Annotated in this window: 12 protein-coding genes, 1 tRNA gene and 1 riboswitch; all 13 genes read left to right on the top strand. The window is 64.9% G+C overall.

What is annotated here, in order from left to right; translation table 11 throughout:
* Window positions 1–275 precede the first annotated feature (275 nt).
* Window positions 276–3,554 carry an Rne/Rng family ribonuclease gene (locus tag AU252_RS20015; RefSeq protein ID WP_058932213.1) on the top strand — a complete coding sequence of 1,093 codons (3,279 nt, stop codon included), beginning with the start codon at window positions 276–278 and terminating at the stop codon, window positions 3,552–3,554.
* Window positions 3,555–3,656: 102 nt separating this feature from the next.
* Window positions 3,657–3,754: riboswitch (TPP riboswitch) on the top strand.
* On the top strand, window positions 3,737–5,335 hold the full coding sequence (locus AU252_RS20020; RefSeq protein ID WP_157769023.1) for a bifunctional hydroxymethylpyrimidine kinase/phosphomethylpyrimidine kinase: 1,599 nt from the start codon (window positions 3,737–3,739) through the stop codon (window positions 5,333–5,335). Its footprint overlaps the riboswitch before it by 18 nt.
* Before the next feature lie 272 nt (window positions 5,336–5,607).
* The gene (rplU, locus tag AU252_RS20025; RefSeq protein WP_018773353.1) at window positions 5,608–5,916 is read left to right on the top strand and encodes a 50S ribosomal protein L21; all 309 of its coding nucleotides are present in this window, start codon (window positions 5,608–5,610) and stop codon (window positions 5,914–5,916) included.
* Window positions 5,917–5,977: 61 nt separating this feature from the next.
* Window positions 5,978–6,241, top strand: a complete 264-nt coding sequence (rpmA, locus tag AU252_RS20030; protein WP_056340543.1) for a 50S ribosomal protein L27 — start codon at window positions 5,978–5,980, stop codon at window positions 6,239–6,241.
* A 117-nt stretch (window positions 6,242–6,358) separates the two neighbouring features.
* Window positions 6,359–7,948: a GTPase ObgE gene (obgE, locus tag AU252_RS20035; RefSeq protein WP_058932215.1), complete on the top strand. Its 1,590-nt coding sequence runs from the start codon at window positions 6,359–6,361 to the stop codon at window positions 7,946–7,948.
* Window positions 7,938–9,089, top strand: coding sequence for a glutamate 5-kinase (proB, locus tag AU252_RS20040; RefSeq protein ID WP_058933075.1), 1,152 nt, complete (start codon window positions 7,938–7,940; stop codon window positions 9,087–9,089). The genes obgE and proB overlap by 11 nt, the downstream gene beginning before the upstream one ends.
* A gap of 26 nt (window positions 9,090–9,115) precedes the next feature.
* A complete protein-coding gene (locus AU252_RS20045) occupies window positions 9,116–10,480 on the top strand; it encodes a glutamate-5-semialdehyde dehydrogenase (protein WP_058932216.1) in 1,365 nt (454 codons plus the stop codon).
* A gap of 75 nt (window positions 10,481–10,555) precedes the next feature.
* Window positions 10,556–10,786 (top strand): hypothetical protein, encoded by a 231-nt coding sequence (locus AU252_RS20050; RefSeq protein ID WP_056340536.1) that lies wholly within the window; start codon window positions 10,556–10,558, stop codon window positions 10,784–10,786.
* Window positions 10,725–11,456 carry a nicotinate-nucleotide adenylyltransferase gene (nadD, locus tag AU252_RS20055; RefSeq protein ID WP_256468649.1) on the top strand — a complete coding sequence of 244 codons (732 nt, stop codon included), beginning with the start codon at window positions 10,725–10,727 and terminating at the stop codon, window positions 11,454–11,456. The genes AU252_RS20050 and nadD overlap by 62 nt, the downstream gene beginning before the upstream one ends.
* A gap of 7 nt (window positions 11,457–11,463) precedes the next feature.
* Window positions 11,464–12,777, top strand: coding sequence for a hypothetical protein (locus AU252_RS20060; RefSeq protein ID WP_058932217.1), 1,314 nt, complete (start codon window positions 11,464–11,466; stop codon window positions 12,775–12,777).
* 47 nt (window positions 12,778–12,824) lie between these two features.
* Window positions 12,825–13,226, top strand: coding sequence for a ribosome silencing factor (rsfS, locus tag AU252_RS20065; protein ID WP_058932218.1), 402 nt, complete (start codon window positions 12,825–12,827; stop codon window positions 13,224–13,226).
* A gap of 100 nt (window positions 13,227–13,326) precedes the next feature.
* Window positions 13,327–13,399, top strand: a tRNA-Ala gene (locus AU252_RS20070).
* 361 nt (window positions 13,400–13,760) lie between these two features.
* Window positions 13,761–19,805: an Ig-like domain-containing protein gene (locus AU252_RS20075; protein ID WP_240484236.1), complete on the top strand. Its 6,045-nt coding sequence runs from the start codon at window positions 13,761–13,763 to the stop codon at window positions 19,803–19,805.
* The last annotated feature ends 4 nt before the right edge of the window (window positions 19,806–19,809 follow it).

Consider the following 19,809-nt stretch of genomic DNA (forward strand, 5'->3'; position numbering starts at 1 on the left):
GGTGGCTTGTTTCAAGACCGCCAATGATGAGCAGGGCAGGCTTCGGATTCTCTGATCCGGCTTCCCGCAATTCCATTGGTCGGCACCTGGTTGTGGCGTTTAGAACAACGGGTTTCAGGACACAGCCGACGGCTCCCACGGGCTGCCGCACCCCTCTGCCGGTGCGAACCTGGGAGAATCCACTTGACTTCTGTCAACGCCTGCGGGTTTTGACAATATGTGCCCCAATGGGTGCCGGATGTGGCGGTACGTCAGGGGCAGGAGTGTTGCCACATATGGAAAACGAACAAACACCAGCCGTTAATGATGAAGCCGTCGCCGAGGCTACGGAAGCGCCCAAGAAGGCCACCCGGACACGTCGGAAGGCAGTGCCGAAGGCCGCAGAGGCCGTACCGGTGAATGACGCCGCCGAAGCTGAGCCTGCGACGGATACCGCTCCGGAACCCAAGACGCCGGTCCGCCGGACCCGCGCACGTAAGACGGTGGTCGCCGCCGAACCCTTGCCGGCCTTCGCTGCTGAGGTTCTGGAAGCACCTGCCGCCGTTGTTACCGAGACCGCCGTAGATACTGCCGGCGTCGAACACGCGGCCGAAGCCGCAGCGCCTGAGGCTGCAGCGGAGACCAAGCCTGTCCGCCGCCGCCGCGTGGCCACCCGCAAAACCTCGGCCCCCGACGTCGCTCCCGCGGCCGTAGAACAGACAGCTCCGGAGCAGGCAGCCCCTGAAACTGCAGCAACGCAGGCCCCGGAAGCAGAGGAGGTCGCCGCTGCGGCGCCCGCAGCAGCCGCCGTCGCCCCCGTCAACGCTGCCCCGGTCAGCGCTGCCGCCGCGCCGGCTGAAGAGCCAGCTGCTGCTGAGACTGCCAGCCCGTTCAGTTCACTGTTCCTTGAGCCGGCGGCCACCACATCGGTGCTTTTCCAGGCCCCCGACCTCAGCACCGTGGTCCGCCCCGCGCCGGTTGCTGCCGTGGTTGAAGAGCCGGAAGAGGACGACGCCGAAGACGGCGAAGCGGACGACGCCAACGGCCGCCGCAGGCGCCGCAGCCGTGGTCGCCGTGGACGCAGCCGCACAGGCGAAAGCGATGCTGACGGTGATAACGAAGGCGACGAAGGCGCAGCCGAAGAAACCGATGAGGAATCCGCCGGGCAGGCCGATGAGGGCGTGACGTCCCGCCGTCGTCGTCGCCGCCGCCGTGGCGACCAGGATCTGGAACTGACCGGAGGAGAAGGCGACGACCCGCCCAACACGGTGACCCGCGTCCGCGCGCCGCGCGCCGCGACCGAAGCGCCGGTCAACAACCGCGTCACGTCTGTCAAGGGTTCCACCCGCCTCGAAGCCAAGAAGCAGCGCCGCCGCGAATCCCGCGACACCGGCCGCCGCCGCACCGTCATCACCGAGGCCGAGTTCCTGGCCCGCCGCGAATCAGTTGACCGGCAGATGATCGTCCGCCAGCGCGACGACAGAATCCAGATCGGCGTCCTCGAAGACGGCGTCCTGGCCGAGCACTTTGTCTCCAAGACCCAGCAGGACTCCCTGATCGGCAACGTCTACCTCGGCAAGGTGCAGAACGTCCTGCCGTCCATGGAAGCGGCGTTCGTTGACATCGGACGCGGCCGCAACGCCGTCCTGTACGCCGGTGAAGTGAACTGGGAGGCCGTTAACCTCGAAGGCAAGCAGCGCCGGATCGAAAACGCGCTCAAGTCCGGCGACACCGTCCTGGTCCAGGTCACCAAGGATCCCGTGGGCCACAAGGGTGCACGCCTGACCAGCCAGATCTCGCTGCCCGGCCGCTACCTGGTCTACGTGCCCGGCGGCTCCATGACCGGCATCTCCCGCAAACTGCCCGACGTCGAGCGCAACCGCCTCAAGCGCATCCTCAAGGACCGCCTCCCGGAGCACGCCGGCGTCATCGTCCGCACCGCTGCCGAAGGCGCCTCGGAAGAGGAGCTCACACACGACATCAACCGGCTGCGGGCCCAGTGGGAGGGCATCGAAAGCCAGTCCACGTCCACCAAGATCCTCGCGCCGGAGCTGCTCTACGGCGAACCTGACCTCACCATCAAGGTGGTCCGTGATGTGTTCAACGAGGACTTCTCCAAGCTGATCGTCTCCGGTGAAGAGGCCTGGGACACCATCGAGGCCTACGTCACCTACGTTGCCCCGGACCTCGTGGGCCGCCTGGAAAAGTGGACCAAGGACCAGGACATCTTCGCTGCGTGGCGGATCGATGAGCAGATCCACAAGGCCCTGGAACGCAAGGTCTTCCTGCCTTCGGGCGGCTCGCTGGTCATCGACCGCACCGAAGCCATGACCGTGGTGGACGTCAACACCGGCAAATTCACCGGCAGCGGCGGCAACCTCGAGGAAACCGTCACCAAGAACAACCTCGAGGCAGCTGAAGAAGTGGTCCGGCAGCTCCGGCTCCGCGACATCGGCGGCATCATCGTCATCGACTTCATCGACATGGTCCTCGAATCCAACCGCGACCTGGTCCTCCGCCGCATGGTGGAATGCCTGGGCCGCGACCGGACCAAGCACCAAGTGGCCGAAGTGACCTCGCTGGGCCTCGTGCAGATGACGCGCAAGCGCATGGGCACCGGGCTCCTGGAAGTCTTCGGCGAGCAGTGCGAAACCTGTGCAGGCCGCGGGATCGTCACCCACGACGACCCCGTGGAACACCGCCGCGCCAACACCGTAGCCGCGGAGCACCACGTGCAGCGTGTGGACAGCCGCCCGGAAACCCAGCGCACCGATAGCGTGCGCACTGACAGCCAGCGCCCGGACAGCCAGCCGGGTGGCCGCACTGACCGGAAACGCCGCCGCGGACGGGGCGGCCAGCCGCTGGAAACGGCACCGGCAGCTCCGGTGCAGATCCACACGGTCCACCCGGAAGCCAGTGATGCCGAGCGACATGCCAAGGCGGAGGCCACGCGGGCAGCGCTTGCGAACATTGCGGCCGCAGCCCACGCTGCGCACCTGCACGACGACGAAGTGGCTCACGCATCAGCTGCCGCGGGCCGGCAGCCTGCGGCTGCGGTGCCGGCTCCGGCTGAGCGGTCCGAAACGGACTCCAACGGCCGTCCGGCCGCAGTGCTGACATTCGGCGGCGAGCAGGTTGTGCTTCCGTTCGTGGCGCACCACGATGACCAGCCGCACTCACCTGCCCTGACACTTGATCGCCTCGCGGAGGCCTTCGCGCACCTTGGCGAGCCGGCACCTGTAGCGGAAAGCAAGCCGTCGGCAGTCCAGGCAACTGAAACCCAGCCGGCAGAACCTGCCCGCCAGCAGCAGCCAGCTGTGGCGGAGAAGGATTACTCCGACCACACCGAGGAGCCCCGCGCCCGCCGTCCCCGGCGGAACCGGAGTGCCAGCCGTGCCCAGGGCGCAGCCAACGCCACGTCCGTGGAGCATCACGAAGCTGCTCCGGCGGCTGCCGCTGGGCACACCCACGCCGCCAAGGCGCCGGAGCCTGTCAAGGCTCCTGTGGCCGACAAACCGGTTGCCGCCAACGCGCCCATCATCCTGGGCGTAGGAGTTCCGGCCTCGGAGCTCTGACCAAGCAGTAGGGCAAGCCAATACAACGGCGCCCGGACGCAGCCTGTGAATCACAGGCTGCGTCCGGGCGTCCGGCGTTAAGTCGCGAGGAACGCTAGGCTGGTGACTGACACGGGGTGCCGCGCAGAGAGCCGGCTGAGATCCACACCCGTTGAACCTGTCCGGTTAGCACCGGCGAAGGGATGTCTCCTTTGGCTTCAACTTCTGTCCTTCCTCCTGCAACACCCGCGGCGGCTCTGCCGGAAACCCCAGCAACCCGGGCTGAGGTCCGGCCCGCACCAGCCCGCTCTTCTGCGGTCCGGGTGCTGCGTGACGTTCCGCGGGTGCTGTCCATTGCCGGATCGGACCCTTCAGGGGGCGCGGGCGTCCAGGCCGACCTCAAAAGCATTGCAGCCCTTGGCGGCTACGGCATGGCGGCCATCACCGCGCTGACGGTCCAAAACACCCAGGGGGTCCAGGCGGTTCACGTCCCGCCTGCGTCCTTCCTGGGCCAGCAGCTCGATGCCATCAGCGATGACATCACCATCGACGCGGTCAAGATCGGCATGCTGGGCGACGCTGCGGTGATAGGCGTGGTCCGCGACTGGCTGGAAAAGGTGCGTCCCGCCGTCGTCGTTCTTGATCCGGTCATGGTGGCCACGAGCGGCGACCGGCTGCTGCAGGAGTCTGCCGAGGCGGCCCTGCGGGAGCTGCTCCCGCTCGCGGACCTGATCACCCCCAACCTGGCCGAACTGGCCATCCTGGTGGGGGAGCCGCAGGCGAGGGAATGGCACGACGCGCTCGGGCAGGGGCAGCGGTTGTCCGCCGCGACCGGTGCCACCGTCCTGGTCAAGGGCGGCCATCTCGACGGCGGTGCGTGCCCGGATGCCCTGGTCAACGCTGCCGGGCTGCTCGCCCAGGAGGTGGTGGAAGTGAGCGGGGACAGGATCCCCACGCGCAACAGCCACGGCACCGGCTGCTCGCTGTCGTCGGCCATGGCCACGGCTCAGGCCCGGCTGGGGGACTGGGAAGCCGCATTACGGCAGGTGAAGCCCTGGCTGGTGGGCGCGCTGCAGGCCTCTGACCAACTTGAGGTGGGCGAGGGCAACGGCCCCATCAACCACTTCCACCACATGCAACAGGTTCCGGCAGCCGGCGAGTTCGCAGAGACGCTGCGCCGGGCGTCGGAGCCGGATCTTGCAGCCATCTACGGGCTGGATTTCATCCGAGACCTGGCGGCCGGCACGTTGGCTGAGGAACAGTTCGCCTATTACCTCGCCCAGGACGCCATCTACCTCAACGGCTATTCGCGGGTCCTCGCCCGGGCCAGCGCGCTGGCGCCCACGGAAGCCGCCCAGCTGTTCTGGGCAAAGTCGGCCCAGCAATGCCTTGAGGTCGAGTCCGAACTGCACCGCACGTGGCTAAGCACCAGGACAGTGGACTCTGTCCTGGGACCTGTCACCAAGTCCTACGTGGACCACCTGCTGGCGGCCTCGGCCTCCGGCAGCTACGCGGTCCTCGTGGCGGCGGTACTGCCGTGCTTCTGGTTGTATGCCGAAGTGGGACAGACCCTCCACGCGGAGTTCCTGGCTGCGGGTGCACCGGCAGCACATCCTTATGCCGACTGGCTGCGGGCCTATGCTGACGAGGATTTCGCCCAGGCCACGCGCGACGCCATCGCCTTGGCTGACGACGCCGGCCGGAGTGCTTCCGCGGATGAACGGGCGGCGATGCTGGTGGCTTTCAGGCAGTCGTGCCGGTTTGAGGTGGAATTCTTCGACGCGCCGCGAATTCATTCCTGACAGGCTGCGGCCCGTGCGGCCTGTACGATAGTCAGGCACGGTTTTGGATTGTCAGTGCAGTACCTGCTTGTGGGTCCTATCACAGACAACCTGCCGTAACCAGCCTCATTTGCGGCCGAAGGCAAAATTAGCGTATTCTAGATCTTCGGTGCTTACGCCAACACTTGGGTTACGACCCCACGGCGTTGAGGCACAGCGAGAACCCAGCCAATTATGGAACAGGGTTCAGCACGCAAATTTAGTAATAAACGTCGAGAGAAGTGAGTTCCCAAGTGGTGTACGCGATTGTCCGCGCAGGCGGCCGCCAAGAGAAGGTTTCCGTTGGAGACTTCGTTACCCTGAACCGCGTCCCCGGTGGAGCCGGCAGCACCTTTGAGTTGCCCGCACTGCTCCTGGTAGACGGTGACAAAGTCACCTCTGCTGCTGCGGACCTGGCCAAGGTAACGGTTACGGCTGAGATCCTCGAAGACCTCCGTGGTCCGAAGATCGTCATCCAGAAGTTCAAGAACAAGACCGGTTACAAGAAGCGCCAGGGTCACCGTCAGGAATTGACCAAGGTCAAGATCACGGGTATCAAGTAACTCTTCGTTACTGTTCAGGTTCTTCAGCAGATTCCCCAGAATTTAAAGGCAGGCATTTCAAATGGCACATAAAAAAGGCGCGAGTTCCACTCGCAACGGTCGTGACTCCAACGCCCAGTACCTCGGCGTCAAGCGCTTCGGCGGCCAGGTAGTTTCCGCAGGCGAGATCATCGTTCGCCAGCGTGGCACCCACTTCCACCCGGGCGCCGGCGTTGGACGTGGCGGCGACGACACACTGTTCGCACTGGCCCCGGGAGCCGTCCAGTTCGGCACCCGCCGCGGTCGCCGCGTTGTTAACATCGTTGCTGCTGCAGCTGCAGAGTAACAAATAGTTCTGAAGCGGTGGAGCGGGCCATTTTGGTCCGCTCCACTGTTCTTTTAACCGCATTACAATCGTCTTGGCGCCTTTGGGCGTACAGGAAACAGCACTGAGGAGATCCACGTGGCGAGCTTTGTAGACCGGGTAGTACTGCACGTATCCGGCGGTACCGGCGGCCACGGATGTGTCTCTGTCCACCGGGAGAAGTTCAAGCCCCTGGGCGGTCCCGACGGCGGCAACGGCGGCGACGGCGGCGACGTCATCCTGCGCGTTGATCACCAGACCACCACGCTGCTTGACTACCACCACGCCCCGCACCGCCACGCCACCAACGGTGGCCCCGGCATGGGTGACTGGCGCGGTGGCAAGAGCGGCGAGACCCTCATCCTGCCCGTACCGGACGGCACCGTGGTCAAGTCCAAGGACGGCACCGTCCTGGCGGACCTGGTCGGCGAAGGCGCCGAGTATGTGGCGGCCGCCGGCGGCCTGGGCGGCCTGGGCAATGCCTCGCTGTCCTCGCAGAAGCGCCGTGCCCCGGGCTTCGCCCTGCTGGGCATCGAGGGTGACGCCCGTGACATTGTGCTGGAACTGAAGTCCATCGCCGACATCGCGCTGGTGGGTTTCCCCTCTGCCGGCAAATCCAGCCTGATCGCGGCCATGTCCGCCGCGCGGCCCAAGATCGCCGATTACCCCTTTACCACGCTGATCCCGAACCTGGGTGTTGTCCAGTCCGGCGATGTCCGCTTCACCATTGCCGACGTCCCGGGCCTCATCGAGGGCGCCAGCGAAGGCAAGGGCCTTGGCCACCACTTCCTGCGCCACGTCGAGCGCTGCGCCGCCCTGGTGCACGTGCTGGACTGCGGCACGCTTGAATCCGACCGTGACCCATTGGCAGACCTGGCCATCATCGAGGCCGAGCTGGAAAAATACTCCGTGGACATGAGCTACGCGGGTGCCGACGGCGAAGTGGTTCCGCTGAACCACCGGCCGCGTCTGGTGGCCCTGAACAAGGTGGACCTCCCGGACGGCAAGGACATGGCTGAATTTGTCCGCCCGGAACTCGAGTCACGCGGCTACCGGGTCTTCGAGATCTCGGCTACCAGCCACGAGGGTCTCCGCCAGCTGGGCTTCGCCATGGCGGAAATCGTCCAGGCTGCACGTGCCGCCCTCGCGGCCGCTCCGCCCAAGGTCCAGCCGCCCATTCTGCGGCCCCGCGCCGTCAACGAATCCGGCTTCAAGATCCGCCGCGAGGAAAAGAACCTCGAGCCGCTCTTCCGCGTCCTGGGCGACAAGCCCGTCCGCTGGGTCAAGCAGACCGACTTCACCAACGAGGAAGCCATCGGCTACCTCGCCGACCGCCTGGCCAAGCTCGGCGTCGAAAACGAACTGTTCAAGCAGGGCGCCACGCCGGGCGACACCGTGGTGATCGGCGAGGACGACGGCGTCGTCTTCGACTGGGAGCCCACCATGATGGCCGGCGCCGAACTGCTGGCGGCACCGCGTGGCACCGACGTCCGCTTCGCCGACATCGGCGACCGGCCCACCCGCGGGCAGAAGCGGGACGAGCAGGTGGAACGCCGCGAGGCCAAGGCCGCCGCCCGCGCCGAGCTCGAAGCCGAGCGCAAGGCCGGGATCTGGACCGAATCGGTCAGCGGCCGCCGCGTGGCCAAGCCGGTCAAGGAGAGTGGACTGGGCGCAGAAGATGACCAGTAGCTCCGTCTCCGCGGTCCCGCGGAAGCGGACCGCGGACCGTAGTGTGCTCTCGGATGCCCGCAGGATTGTTGTTAAGGTCGGCTCATCGTCGCTGACCAGCATCAAGGGCGGCATCTCGGAAGAATCGCTGACCGCCCTCGCCGATGCGCTGGCAGCCAAGCGGAACTCCGGGACCGAGATCATCCTGGTGTCTTCCGGTGCGATCGCGGCCGGCCTGGCACCGCTGGGTCTCGCCAAGCGGCCACGGGACCTGGCTACGCAGCAGGCCGCGGCCAGCGTGGGCCAGGGGCTGCTCATGGCCCGTTACACCCAGGCGTTCGGTGCCCATGGCGTGACCGTCAGCCAGGTGCTGCTCACCGCCGATGACCTGATGCGCCGGAGCCAGCACACCAACGCCTTCCGTGCCCTGGACCGGCTCCTCAACCTTGGCGTCGTTCCGGTGGTCAACGAAAACGACACCGTGGCCACGCACGAGATCCGTTTCGGTGACAACGACCGCCTTGCGGCCCTGGTGGCCCACCTGGTCCGCGCCGACGCGCTGGTGCTCCTCTCCGACGTCGACTCCCTGTATGACGGTCCGCCGTCGCACGGCGCCAAGCGGATTCCGCTCGTGGAAGGTCCGCACGACCTCGACGGCGTCACCATCGGCAAGGCAGGCAAAGCCGGCGTGGGAACCGGCGGCATGACCACCAAAGTGGAAGCCGCCACCATCGCGGCCGGTTCAGGGATCCATGCCCTGGTCACGTCCACCGCCAACGCCGCCGCCGCCCTGGCCGGCGAGGACGTTGGCACCTGGTTCAAGGTCAATGGCGCCCGCAAGCCGGTCCGGCTGCTGTGGCTTGAGCACCTTGCCTCCGTGCATGGCAGGCTGATTCTCGACGACGGCGCCGTCAAGGCAGTGCGCCACCGCCGCACTTCGCTGCTTCCGGCCGGCATCTCCGCGGTGGACGGTGATTTTGAGGCGGGCGACGCCGTCGAAATCGTCAGTGCCGACGGCACCGTCATTGCCCGCGGCCTCGTCAACTATTCCGCCGCGGAACTGCCCCAGATGCTGGGACGGTCCACCAAGGAGCTGGGCAAGGCGCTGGGCCGCGGATATGACCGTGAAGTTGTTCACGTTGACGACCTGGTGCTGGTCTGAGCCTGCGGCTCGCCTAAACTTGGATCATGACTGAGGCACTGATTCACAACACTGCTGCTATTTCCGGGGATACCACTGCTGTTCCCGCTGCCCCGGAAGCGCCTGCATCAGCTGCCGTTCCGTTGTCCGCCGAGGACGTCGAAGCGGCGGTCCATGCCGTCGCCGACCGTTCCAAGCACGCGGCCCGCCGGATGGCGAGTGCCAACAGGGCCTGGAAGGACCGTGGCCTGCGCGCCATCGGAGCTGCCCTGCTGGCGCGGAAGGACCAGATCCTGGCCGCCAACGCCAAGGATGTTGCCGCCGGCAAGGCCAACGGCACCTCGGCGGCCATGCTGGACCGGCTGACGCTTACTGACGCCCGCATTACCGGGCTCGTTGACGCCCTGGAAAACCTGGCCAACCTGCCCGACCCGGTGGGCAACGTGGTCCGCGGCCAGACGCTGCCCAACGGTCTCCGCCTGCGCCAAATCAACGTGCCAATGGGTGTCGTCGCAGCCATTTACGAGGCCCGGCCCAACGTCACCGTTGACATCGCCGGTCTCGCGCTCAAGAGCGGCAACGCCGTTATCCTCCGCGGCGGCACCGCCGCTGCAGCCACTAACGACACCTTGGTCCACGTTCTCCGCGAAGCCTTGGACGGTGTGGGCCTTCCCGCCGATGCCGTGCAGACAGTGGACCAGTACGGACGGGAAGGCGCGAATGCGCTGATGCGGGCCCGCGGCCGGGTTGATGTCCTGATTCCGCGCGGGGGCCGGGACCTGATCCAGTCCGTGGTGTTGAACGCCGCCGTGCCGGTCATCGAGACCGGCGAGGGCAACGTGCATATCTTCATCGACGAATCCGCCAGCGAGGACATGGCGGTGGAGATCCTGCTGAACGCCAAGACCCAGCGGCCCAGTGTCTGCAACACCGTGGAGACGCTGCTGGTCCATTCGCGGTCCACCGTGCTGCCCGCCGTCGCCGCCGCGCTGCGCGGAGCCGGGGTCACCCTCCACGCTGACGAGCGCATCCGTGCGGCGCTGCCTTCATCTGTTGAGTCCGTGCCGGCAACGGATGAGGATTGGGGAACCGAGTACATGGACCTGGACCTCGCCGTCGCAATGGTGGACAGCCTGGATGACGCCGTCAAGCACATCCGGACCTGGTCCACAGGCCACACCGAAGCGATCCTCACCAACGACCTGGCCAACGCGGAGCGGTTCATCGCCGAGGTTGACTCTGCCGCGGTCATCGTCAACGCGTCCACGCGGTTTACCGACGGCGGCGAGCTGGGCCTCGGTGCCGAGGTTGGCATCTCCACGCAGAAGCTGCACGCCCGCGGCCCGATGGGACTGACAGAGCTCACCACCACTAAGTGGATCGTGCAGGGCGAGGGCCAGGTCCGCGGGTAGCAACGCGGTAATATAGACAGAAGTCCGGAACGGCGGGACAATCCGCTGCCACATCCTTGAACCTTAGGGGAGAAAATGCTGCTCCAGCAGATCGCCATGACCGTTGCCGAAGGCGGAGAACACGCACCCGCTCCGATCTGGGCTGAGCCGTGGGTGTTCGGCGTATCCATTTTCGCCATCCTGCTGGTGATGATGTTCGTTACGCTCTCCTACTCGAACCTGGGCAACCGGCACACCGTAACGGATGAGCACGCCGATCCGCACCGCCAGCACCCCAACAAGCACGACCACGGCCAAGGCCACTGAAATTTCCCGTGTTCTGCACCGTGACGGTGCGCAAAGGCGGCTGCGGCTGGGCGTGATGGGCGGGACGTTTGATCCCATCCACCACGGCCACCTTGTTGCAGCCAGCGAAGTGGCCGCCAAGTTCGGCCTGGATGAAGTGGTCTTTGTCCCCACCGGGCAGCCGTGGCAAAAGTCGCACAAGCAGGTCAGTGAGCCTGAGCACCGCTACCTCATGACGGTGATCGCCACGGCATCGAACCCCCGCTTCACCGTCAGCAGGGTGGATATTGACCGGCCCGGTCGCACGTATACCATTGATACCTTGCGGGATCTCCGGACCCAACGTCCGGATGCGGATCTGTTCTTCATTACCGGTGCGGATGCACTGGCGCAGATTCTGTCCTGGAAGGACATCGACGAGCTGTGGTCACTGGCCCATTTTGTCGGTGTGACACGGCCGGGACATGTGCTTGATGGCATGGGCCGCAAGGACGTCAGCCTCCTCGAGGTGCCGGCCATGGCCATCTCGTCCACGGACTGCCGTGTCCGTGTAGCCGGAAACAACCCCGTCTGGTACCTCGTGCCGGACGGAGTGGTCCAATACATCGCCAAATATGGTCTGTACGCCGAGGGATCAGATCCCGAGGACGTCCGAACTACCGAAACAGACGAGCCAGCCAGTACTGAATGAGTCCTCAATGAGTCAGGAAAAGCCCCCCGTCCGCAGCCGCCGCGAACTGCGGCAGGCCAGAGATGAGAACACGGCTCCCGGGTCCAACGGCCCGGGCCAGGTTTCGCCTGCCTCAAAACAACGGCGCGCGGCTGACGCCCCGGTGGATTCCGTCCCCGAGCAGTCCCAAGCGCAGCGGTCCTCGCAGATCCGGGCCCGCGACCGCGCGGCGCTGCGTGCCATCAAGGAACTCGAGGAGAAAGAGGGCCAGCTTTCCGCAGGAGGCCCTCCCACGCGCAGGCAGTTGCGGCTTCAGCAGCTGAAGGAACAGGCCGTCACCTCGGCCAATCCCATCATTCCCGCTCCCATGGGGCAGCCTTTGCCAAGCCAACCCGCGCCGAGGCAATCTGGGCCGAGCCAACCTAAGCCAGGCCAAGCCAAGCCGGCCCCAACGAAGCCAGCCCCAACGAAGCCAGGCCAAGACACTGCTGTATCCGCCGATATGGCCGGGCCCGCCGCGCCGGCGAACGGTGCAGGTGTTCCGGCTGGCATGAGCGTGGAGCAGGCACTCGCAGCCCGCACGCTCATTGCCGAGCAGGCCAAGAATCAGCTGGCCAAGATGGAACACATCGCCTCGCTGGACCCCGAAGCAGTGGATCCGGACATTCTTGCGGAACAGATCGCCTTGGCCGAGCGCGCGGCGGTGCTGAACCGCCGGGCGATGGCCAAGCGGAAGCTGGCCGAGCAGGCCGCCCCTGCACAGCCAGTATCAGTACCCACGCAGGCTGCCAATCCGCAGGCCGCGGCCACCCAATCCGTTCCCCAGACGGGCCCGGCCACCGCCGACAACCTGGCCATGGTCACGCCGCTGGAATTCGTGCAGGTACCCGGCGTCGACCGTCCTGTGATGAAACCCCCGGCGACCTCCTACGTGCCGTTGGCGACCCAGGCCGGACCTAAGGTCCGGCCTGGCGGCAAGGGCCGCCGGCCGTCCACTACGTCCAAAGAGCCGGCCGCGGGTTCTGCGCAGGCGGCCGCTTCGGGCCGTTCCAGGGTGATCGCCCGTGCGGAAGCTGCTGCCAGGGCCGCCGCGGCACCGAAGCGCGTCGTCCCCGTCCAGCCCACCGTGGCCGATACACCAATGGGGGAGCCGGACGATCTGTTCGATGACCTGCCGCGCATCCCGGCACGGTCAGCACACGGGCTGGAGCCGCTGGATGCGGCAACGGCCGGCCTGGCCCGTGCGAAGCGGCTCAGGCTTATGCAGGTCCTCGTCCTGGCTTTTGGGATCGTGGCCCTTATTTCCGGCGTTATCCTCATCGTCAGCGGCATCTCCAGCTGACCACGCAACGCCCTTTTACGAAGCTTTAGAAAACTACAAGGAGTCCCATGACTGCAACAGATTCATCCATCGCCATAGCCCGCCAAGCCGCCAAGGCAGCCGCGGACAAGATTGCCCACGACATTGTGGCCCTCGATGTCAGCGAACGGCTGGCACTGGCAGACGTCTTCCTCATCGCATCCGCGCCGAGCGAGCGCCAGGTCAACGCCATCGTTGACGGCATCGAAGAAGAACTTTCCAAGCAGGACCTCCGTCCGGTACGCCGCGAAGGCCGCTCCGGCGGGCGCTGGGTACTGCTGGATTACTCGGACATCGTCATCCACGTCCAGCATGAAGAGGACCGCGTTTTCTACGCCCTGGAGCGCCTGTGGAAGGACTGCCCGGTAGTTGACCTGCAGCTGGGCGAGGACACTTCAGCCAAGGCGACGGCGGCCTCCGACTCCGAATAGCAGGCCTTGCCGGCCCGAATATGCCCGATTTGGAATTTTCGGAAAAGATGGTCTAAGATATTTGAGTTGCTCCGGGGAGACCGCGGAGTAACGAAGGTCCGGGGCTGTGGCGCAGCTGGTAGCGCACCTGCATGGCATGCAGGGGGTCAGGGGTTCGAGTCCCCTCAGCTCCACCGGATAATCCGCCGGAATCGAAAGATTCCGGCGGATTTTTTGTGTACCCAGCAAAGTCCGGGGCTTATGCCCAGACCTGGGCTTTGAAGGTCCGGATATGTGAACATGCTTGGGAATCTTGCGGTGCCGGAGATTACCGCACCCATTCCGCGCAGTTCCCCGCACCATTCTGAGAGCCGTGTCCCATTTGACTCGCAATTGCGTCATAAATGTGCAACAGAGAAAATTGCCGCCAATTCGTGAACTTCCGGGTGATACATTTTCCCCATCATCTGGAGGACGGACTCGGTAAGTCTGCGCTGACCAGGGGCATTCAGCTTGGGGGAACGATTGTCTTTTTTGGGTGCGCGTGGAAAGTCCTTGTGCGCCGTCGCGCTACTGACGGCATTAAGCCTGGTTATTACGCTCTGTGCGTTTATCTACGAAGGTCACAAAACCACAGATGTTGAACTGAACGACGGCGGCGTGTGGGTAACCAAGCCGGCCAGCCTCCTCGTCGGTCACCTCAATTACCAGGCCCAGGTCCTTGACTCGGGGCTCAAATCAAAATCCAGCGAGGTGGAACTCCTCCAGAGCGGCAATACGGTTCTCACCCATGACCGCGCTAATGCCACCCTGAATGCCGTTGATCCGGCCAACGTCATTCTCGGCACGGATATCAAGGTTTCGCCGTCCGCCGTACTTGCCCTCGGCGGGCAGACAGTCGCTGCCTTGGACGCCGCCACCGGCAAGATCTTCTCCACCGTTGCCGATCAACTCTCATCGCTCACCATGGACACCGGCGCTGAACCGTTGGCGGAGCTGGGGGCCAATGCGACGATCACCGTCGGCACTGACGGAACCATCCGGGCTGCATCCAGCGAAAACGGTCAAGTAATGACCATCCCCGTAACCGGGCAAGGCGCCTTTGGCGCGCCGTCGCAGGAGACCCTCCAGGGAATCACTCCGGAATCCAAGCTATCTGTCGCGGCTGTGGGCAGCCAGACTGTTGTTTTCGATTCCCACACGTCCACCCTCTTCCTGCCGGGCGGCAAGTCAGTCAAAGTGGACAACGCCGAAGGTGCCGTCCTGCAGCAGAGTGGCCCGGACAACGACTCCGTTGTGATTGCCACCGCCACTGGCCTCGTCACACAGCCACTCGACGGTGGGCAGGCGGTCATTACGGACACCGGCGCCAAGGGCAGCGCCATTGCTCCGGTCCACCTGCGCGGCTGTTCATACGCCGCCTGGAACGGTTCCGGAAAGTATGTCCGCGACTGCCGTGGCGAAAGCGATGACCTCCTCAAGGACCTTGAGAAGACTCAAACCCGCAGCGAGTTGGTGTTCAGGGTCAACAGGGATGTTGTAGTGCTGAACGACCTTTCCAGCGGTGTCGTGTGGCTCGTCAACCAGAACATGGTTATGGCCAACAACTGGGACGACGTCAAACCCCTGCCGGACAAAGACGACGAGGAACAGGAGGAGGACTCTCCCACCGAGTCTCTGTCCAATTCCCTGCCCAAACGCGAGGACCAGAACCGGGTTCCCGTGGCCCAGGACGACCAGCTGGGCGTACGCCCGGGCCGCACGATCATCCTGTCAGTCCTGGACAACGACAACGATCCTGACGGAGACCTCCTGACAGCAAGAGTGGTAGGCGAAGGTCCGAAAATCGGATCGGTCCAACCGATCTATGGTGGCAAGGCGCTGCAGATTGATGTCAGGGATGAGGCTTCGGGAACCGATGGTTTCCGCTACAAAATTTCCGACGGTCGGGGTGGCGAGGCGGAAGCATCCGTTTCCCTGACAGTGACTGCTGCCGGCTCCAACAAGGCTCCTGTCCAAAAGCGCATCCCAAGCCTCGTGCTTGAGCAGGGCGGGACCGGGACCATGAACGTGCTGGGGGACTGGACGGATCCCGACGGCGACGACCTGTTCCTCGCCGCCGCCGCCACGTCGGGCACAGGCGATCTAGAGTTCAGCGCGGACGGCGTGGTCACATACAAGGCCACCGGTGACGTCCTCGGGCCACAGGAAATGTCCATCGTTGTTTCTGACGGACAGGACAGCAGCGACGGCACCATGCGCGTTGATGTCCGGGCAGTGGGCACCACCAAACCCATCGCGAATCCCGATCACGTCACGATCATCGCCGGGCAGGCCGGGACAGTGACCCCACTGCTCAACGATGTCAGCCCAAGCGGGAGCCCGCTGAGGCTGGCCAAAGTGGATGAGTCCGCCGGATTGACGCTCACCCCGGACTACTCGGCAGGAACATTCGTGGTGACTGCTGCCTCGCCCGGAACCTATTACGTCCAGTATTTGGCCACTGACGGACCCGGATCCGCCCTTGGCCTGGTGCGCGTGGATGTCCAGGAGGCCAGCGCCGGATCCCTTCCGCCGATCGCGGTCCGGGACGTGGCACTGCTGCCCGTTGGCCGCGACACTCTGGTGGACGTCCTGCAGAATGACTCTGATCCTGCCGGCGGCATCCTGGTGGTCCAGTCTGTTTCCGTACCCGCTCAGTCCGGGCTCAATGTCGCCGTGCTCGAACACAGGGTCCTGCGGATTTCAGACCTCTCCGGCATCGCCGGCCCCACGAGCATCGGCTACACCGTTTCGAATGGCGCGTTGACAGCCAAGGGGGAGGTACTGGTTATTCCAGTCCCGGCTCCGTCGAAGCTTCAGCCTCCTGTTGCGGTTGACGACACCGCCACTGTCCGGGCCGGCGATGTTGTGTCAATCCCGGTGCTGGACAACGACCACCATCCCAACGGGGACACCATCTCCCTTGATCCCGACCTTATCCAGCCGTTTATCGATCCGAACGACGGCGACATGTTCATCGCCGAGAATTCGCTGAAGTTCCGGGCGGGAAACACTGCCAAAACGGTGTACGCCACGTACGAAGTGGTGGACTCACTAGGCCAGAAGGATTCCGGCTACGTGACCATCCGTATCGTTGGCCCGAACGCGGAAACCAACACACCGCCGCGGCCACTTGACGCGACAGCTCGGGTCCTGGCCGGAAGCACTGTCCGCATCCCCATCTCCATGAACCAGATCGATCCTGATGGGGACTCAGTGGAACTCCTGGGACAGGTGTCGGCACCGGTCAAGGGGAGAATCGTCGAGGTCGGTGCGAGCTGGCTGGTCTATGAAGCCTTCGAGGACTCGGCAGGCACAGATACGTTTACGTACTCGGTGCGGGACCGACTGGGCGCGGAAGCGCAGGCCACAGTTCTGGTGGGCATCTCGCTGCCTTCGGCCAGCAACCAGAAGCCCTATCCGGTCAAGGACGTCTACACTGTCCGTCCGGGGCGCCAAGTGGTTGTGCCGGTCCTGGTCAATGACACAGATCCTGACGGTGACGTGCTGTCGCTCGTGGCAGATGGGCTCGACGTCCCGGCCGGCATGCAGGCCAGGGTGGTCTCAAGCCGAGTCCTTGTTGACGCCCCGGAATCACCAGGGATCTTCACCATCCGTTACAGGGTGCAGGACACCTGGGGCGCCGAGGCCGACGGCGTTTTGCAGGTGACCGTCTCTGCCGACGCCAAGCTGGAAGCTCCGATCGCCAGGGACGACCGTGTCCCGGCCGCAGAGATTGCGGGAAAGCAGTCTGTCACCGTCCAGGTCCTTGCCAACGATGAAGATCCCGACGGCGTGGCCTCCCAGCTCAGGGTGGGCGTCAAGGATGCGTCGGCAACGGTGCTGGCTGACGGAGTGGTGGAAGTCCAGCTCCAGCCCACCGCACAGACCGTCGTGTATACCGTGACAGACGCGGACGGACTCACGGCTTCCGCCTTCGTTTTCGTCCCGGGCTCAGACCGCAGCAGGCCCAGCCTAAAGCTGCCGATCAAGCCGGTTGAAGTGAAGAGTGGCGAGCCCGTCACCATCAGCCTCGCCGACTACGTCAACGTTGGAGAGGGAAAGACGCCGCGGATCACTGTGGCCGAAAGCGTCAAAGCCGCACATTCCAACGGCGAACCGTTGGTCAAGGACGAGTCGCATCTCGTGTACACGTCAGTGCAGGACTACGCGGGAGCGGACGCCGTCAGCTTTGAAGTGACCGACGGCAACGGACCGGACGATCCCACCGGCACAAAAGCTGTGCTGTCGCTGCCCATCACCGTCCTGAGCCCGTCCAATAGGCCGCCCACGTTCGTTGGCGGAAGCGTCGAAGTGGCTCCCGGTGAATCGGCCCAGCGAGTCAGCCTGGCTGCAATGTCCAAGGACAACGATCCGGGCGACCTGGAACGTCTGGCCTTCAAGGTAACCGGTGGGGTGCCAGCCGGAGTGACCGCCGCCGTCGAAGGCCAGGAACTCCTGGTAAGTGCGGCCAAGGAAACGTCGAAGGGGACCTCGGGCACCATCCAGATTGAAGTGACCGACGGAAAGTCGAATCCCGTGACCGGCATTGTGGAAGTCAAGGTGACAGGTTCCACCCGGCCGCTGGCCACGGCAACCGACGATGTCCTCACCGACGCCCAGCAGGGCAAGCCGAGCAGCGTTGCTGTGCTGGCCAACGACACCAACCCGTTCCCGGACCAGGCACTCAAGCTCGTGTCCGCCATGGTGGAAACCGGTACCGGGACGGCCACCGTTTCGGGAACCGAGGTTGTGGTGACTCCTGGCGGTGACTTCGTGGGAACCATGGTGGTGCGGTACCGGATCGCCGACGCCACGGGAGATCCCGAGCGCGAGGTTGATGGCCGCATTAGGCTGACGGTCAAGGGCAAACCCGATGCGCCGTCAACGCCGAGTGTTGCCTCGATCCAGGACCGTACGGTTGTCCTGTCCTGGGCGCCGGCGTCGAACAACGGCGCGGAAATCACGGGATACACGGTCAAGTCCGCGCAGGGATTCAGCCAGGCGTGCGCCACCACTACGTGCACCCTGAGCGGCCTGACAAACGACGTCGAATACACCTTCACGGTAACGGCCAAGAACTCAGTAGGGGAGTCGCAGCCCTCTCCCGCGTCCGCCCCTGCCCGACCGGATGCGAGGCCAACAGCGCCTGCGGCGCCCACGCTTAAGTACGGAGATAAGCAGATCGAGGTGTCCTGGCCCACGCCCGCCAGCCCCGGCTCCGCTGTGTCTTCCTACACGGTAGAAATTTCCGGTGCCTTTGCGGGTGCCTCGCAGCGCACAGCGACAGGAAATTCGGTGACCTGGACGGGACTGGACAACGGGTCCAGCTACCAGTTCCGCGTGCAGGCCCATAACAAGGCCCCGCAGCCCTCAGAGTGGGGACCCTACGGCGGGGACCCCGTGAACAGTGTTCCGGCTGGCATCCCCGGTGCCCCGGGAACCCCCACCACTGAACGTCTGAGCCCTGTGGGCAGCCAGGCGCAGCTCCGGGTCTCATGGGCCGCCGCCAACCCCAATGGTGACCCGGTTTCCGGCTACTCCCTGAACGTGCTGAGAGGCGGTGCCGTAGTTCAGACGGTGGCCGTTCCTGCCGGCCAGCTGTCACAGGCGGTTTCCGTGGATACATCCTCCACGGACTACACGTTCACCGTGACCGCCCGGAACAAGGCCGGGGCCTCCAACGCCAGCGCTCCGTCGGCACCGCGGCGGGCCTTTGTGCCACCCGGAGCTCCCACCAATGTTGTGGCCACTGCGGGAGACAACCAGGTATCCGTGACGTACACGCCAGGATCGGCCAACGGAGCAAACGCGAACGAAATCAGCTACCAGTTCAGTGTCAGCGGCGGCGCCTGGCGGTCCGACTGGGTGAACAACCGCATCACGGCCGGAGTGCCGAACAACGGGCAGTACTCCATCGCCGTCCGCGGCGTCACAACGCTCGACGGCGAACGCTACGAGGGTTCACCTTCCGCGCCGTCGAATTCTGTTGCCCCCTACGGGCCTATAGGTCAGCCCGGCGTAACGGCCAACGGCAACAGCCAGACCGTCACGTTCAACTGGTCAGCCCCGGCCCGGAACGGCCGCGACATCGTCAGCATGGAGGTCAACGTGGACGGCGGCGGCTGGTCCGGCGTCGGTGTTGGCAGCGGCAGCCGCGAGGTCGGCAACGGCTATTCACAAACGCACAGCATCCAGGTACGTGCCACCGACGCCGCCGGCCAGTCGAGCACAAATTCGGCCTCCGCCCGAAGCCAGGACCCGCCGCCTAAGGAAGCGTGGATCTCGAGGGGCCAAAACTATACAGGAAATGCGTACAACGTTGTTGTCAACACGCGGAACTTCCCTGCAGGTAATTACCGGTATACGTGCCGCGCCGACGGCTCGCCGGGCGGCTGGCCGAACGGCACCAACATGGCACCTGTGTATTTCCCCGCTAACGGCTCCGTCCAGCTGAACTGCTGGACCGATTATGGCGGGCAAGGGCACGAGTGGATTGAGGTCGAAATTATTGGCGTCATGACCACCACCCGCTACCAGGGTCAGGGCGCATGGTAATGCC

The organism is Pseudarthrobacter sulfonivorans, from assembly GCF_001484605.1.
Lineage (GTDB): Bacteria > Actinomycetota > Actinomycetes > Actinomycetales > Micrococcaceae > Arthrobacter > Arthrobacter sulfonivorans_A.

Excerpts from the sequence above, each read along its gene's own strand:
- AU252_RS20015 (WP_058932213.1), top strand. The coding sequence starts at position 276 with ATGGAAAACGAACAAACACCAGCCGTTAATGATGAAGCCGTCGCCGAG.
- AU252_RS20020 (WP_157769023.1), top strand. The coding sequence starts at position 3,737 with ATGTCTCCTTTGGCTTCAACTTCTGTCCTTCCTCCTGCAACACCCGCG.
- rpmA (WP_056340543.1), top strand. The coding sequence starts at position 5,978 with ATGGCACATAAAAAAGGCGCGAGTTCCACTCGCAACGGTCGTGACTCC.
- proB (WP_058933075.1), top strand. The coding sequence starts at position 7,938 with ATGACCAGTAGCTCCGTCTCCGCGGTCCCGCGGAAGCGGACCGCGGAC.
- AU252_RS20045 (WP_058932216.1), top strand. The coding sequence starts at position 9,116 with ATGACTGAGGCACTGATTCACAACACTGCTGCTATTTCCGGGGATACC.
- AU252_RS20050 (WP_056340536.1), top strand. The coding sequence starts at position 10,556 with ATGCTGCTCCAGCAGATCGCCATGACCGTTGCCGAAGGCGGAGAACAC.
- nadD (WP_256468649.1), top strand. The coding sequence starts at position 10,725 with ATGAGCACGCCGATCCGCACCGCCAGCACCCCAACAAGCACGACCACG.
- AU252_RS20060 (WP_058932217.1), top strand. The coding sequence starts at position 11,464 with ATGAGTCAGGAAAAGCCCCCCGTCCGCAGCCGCCGCGAACTGCGGCAG.
- rsfS (WP_058932218.1), top strand. The coding sequence starts at position 12,825 with ATGACTGCAACAGATTCATCCATCGCCATAGCCCGCCAAGCCGCCAAG.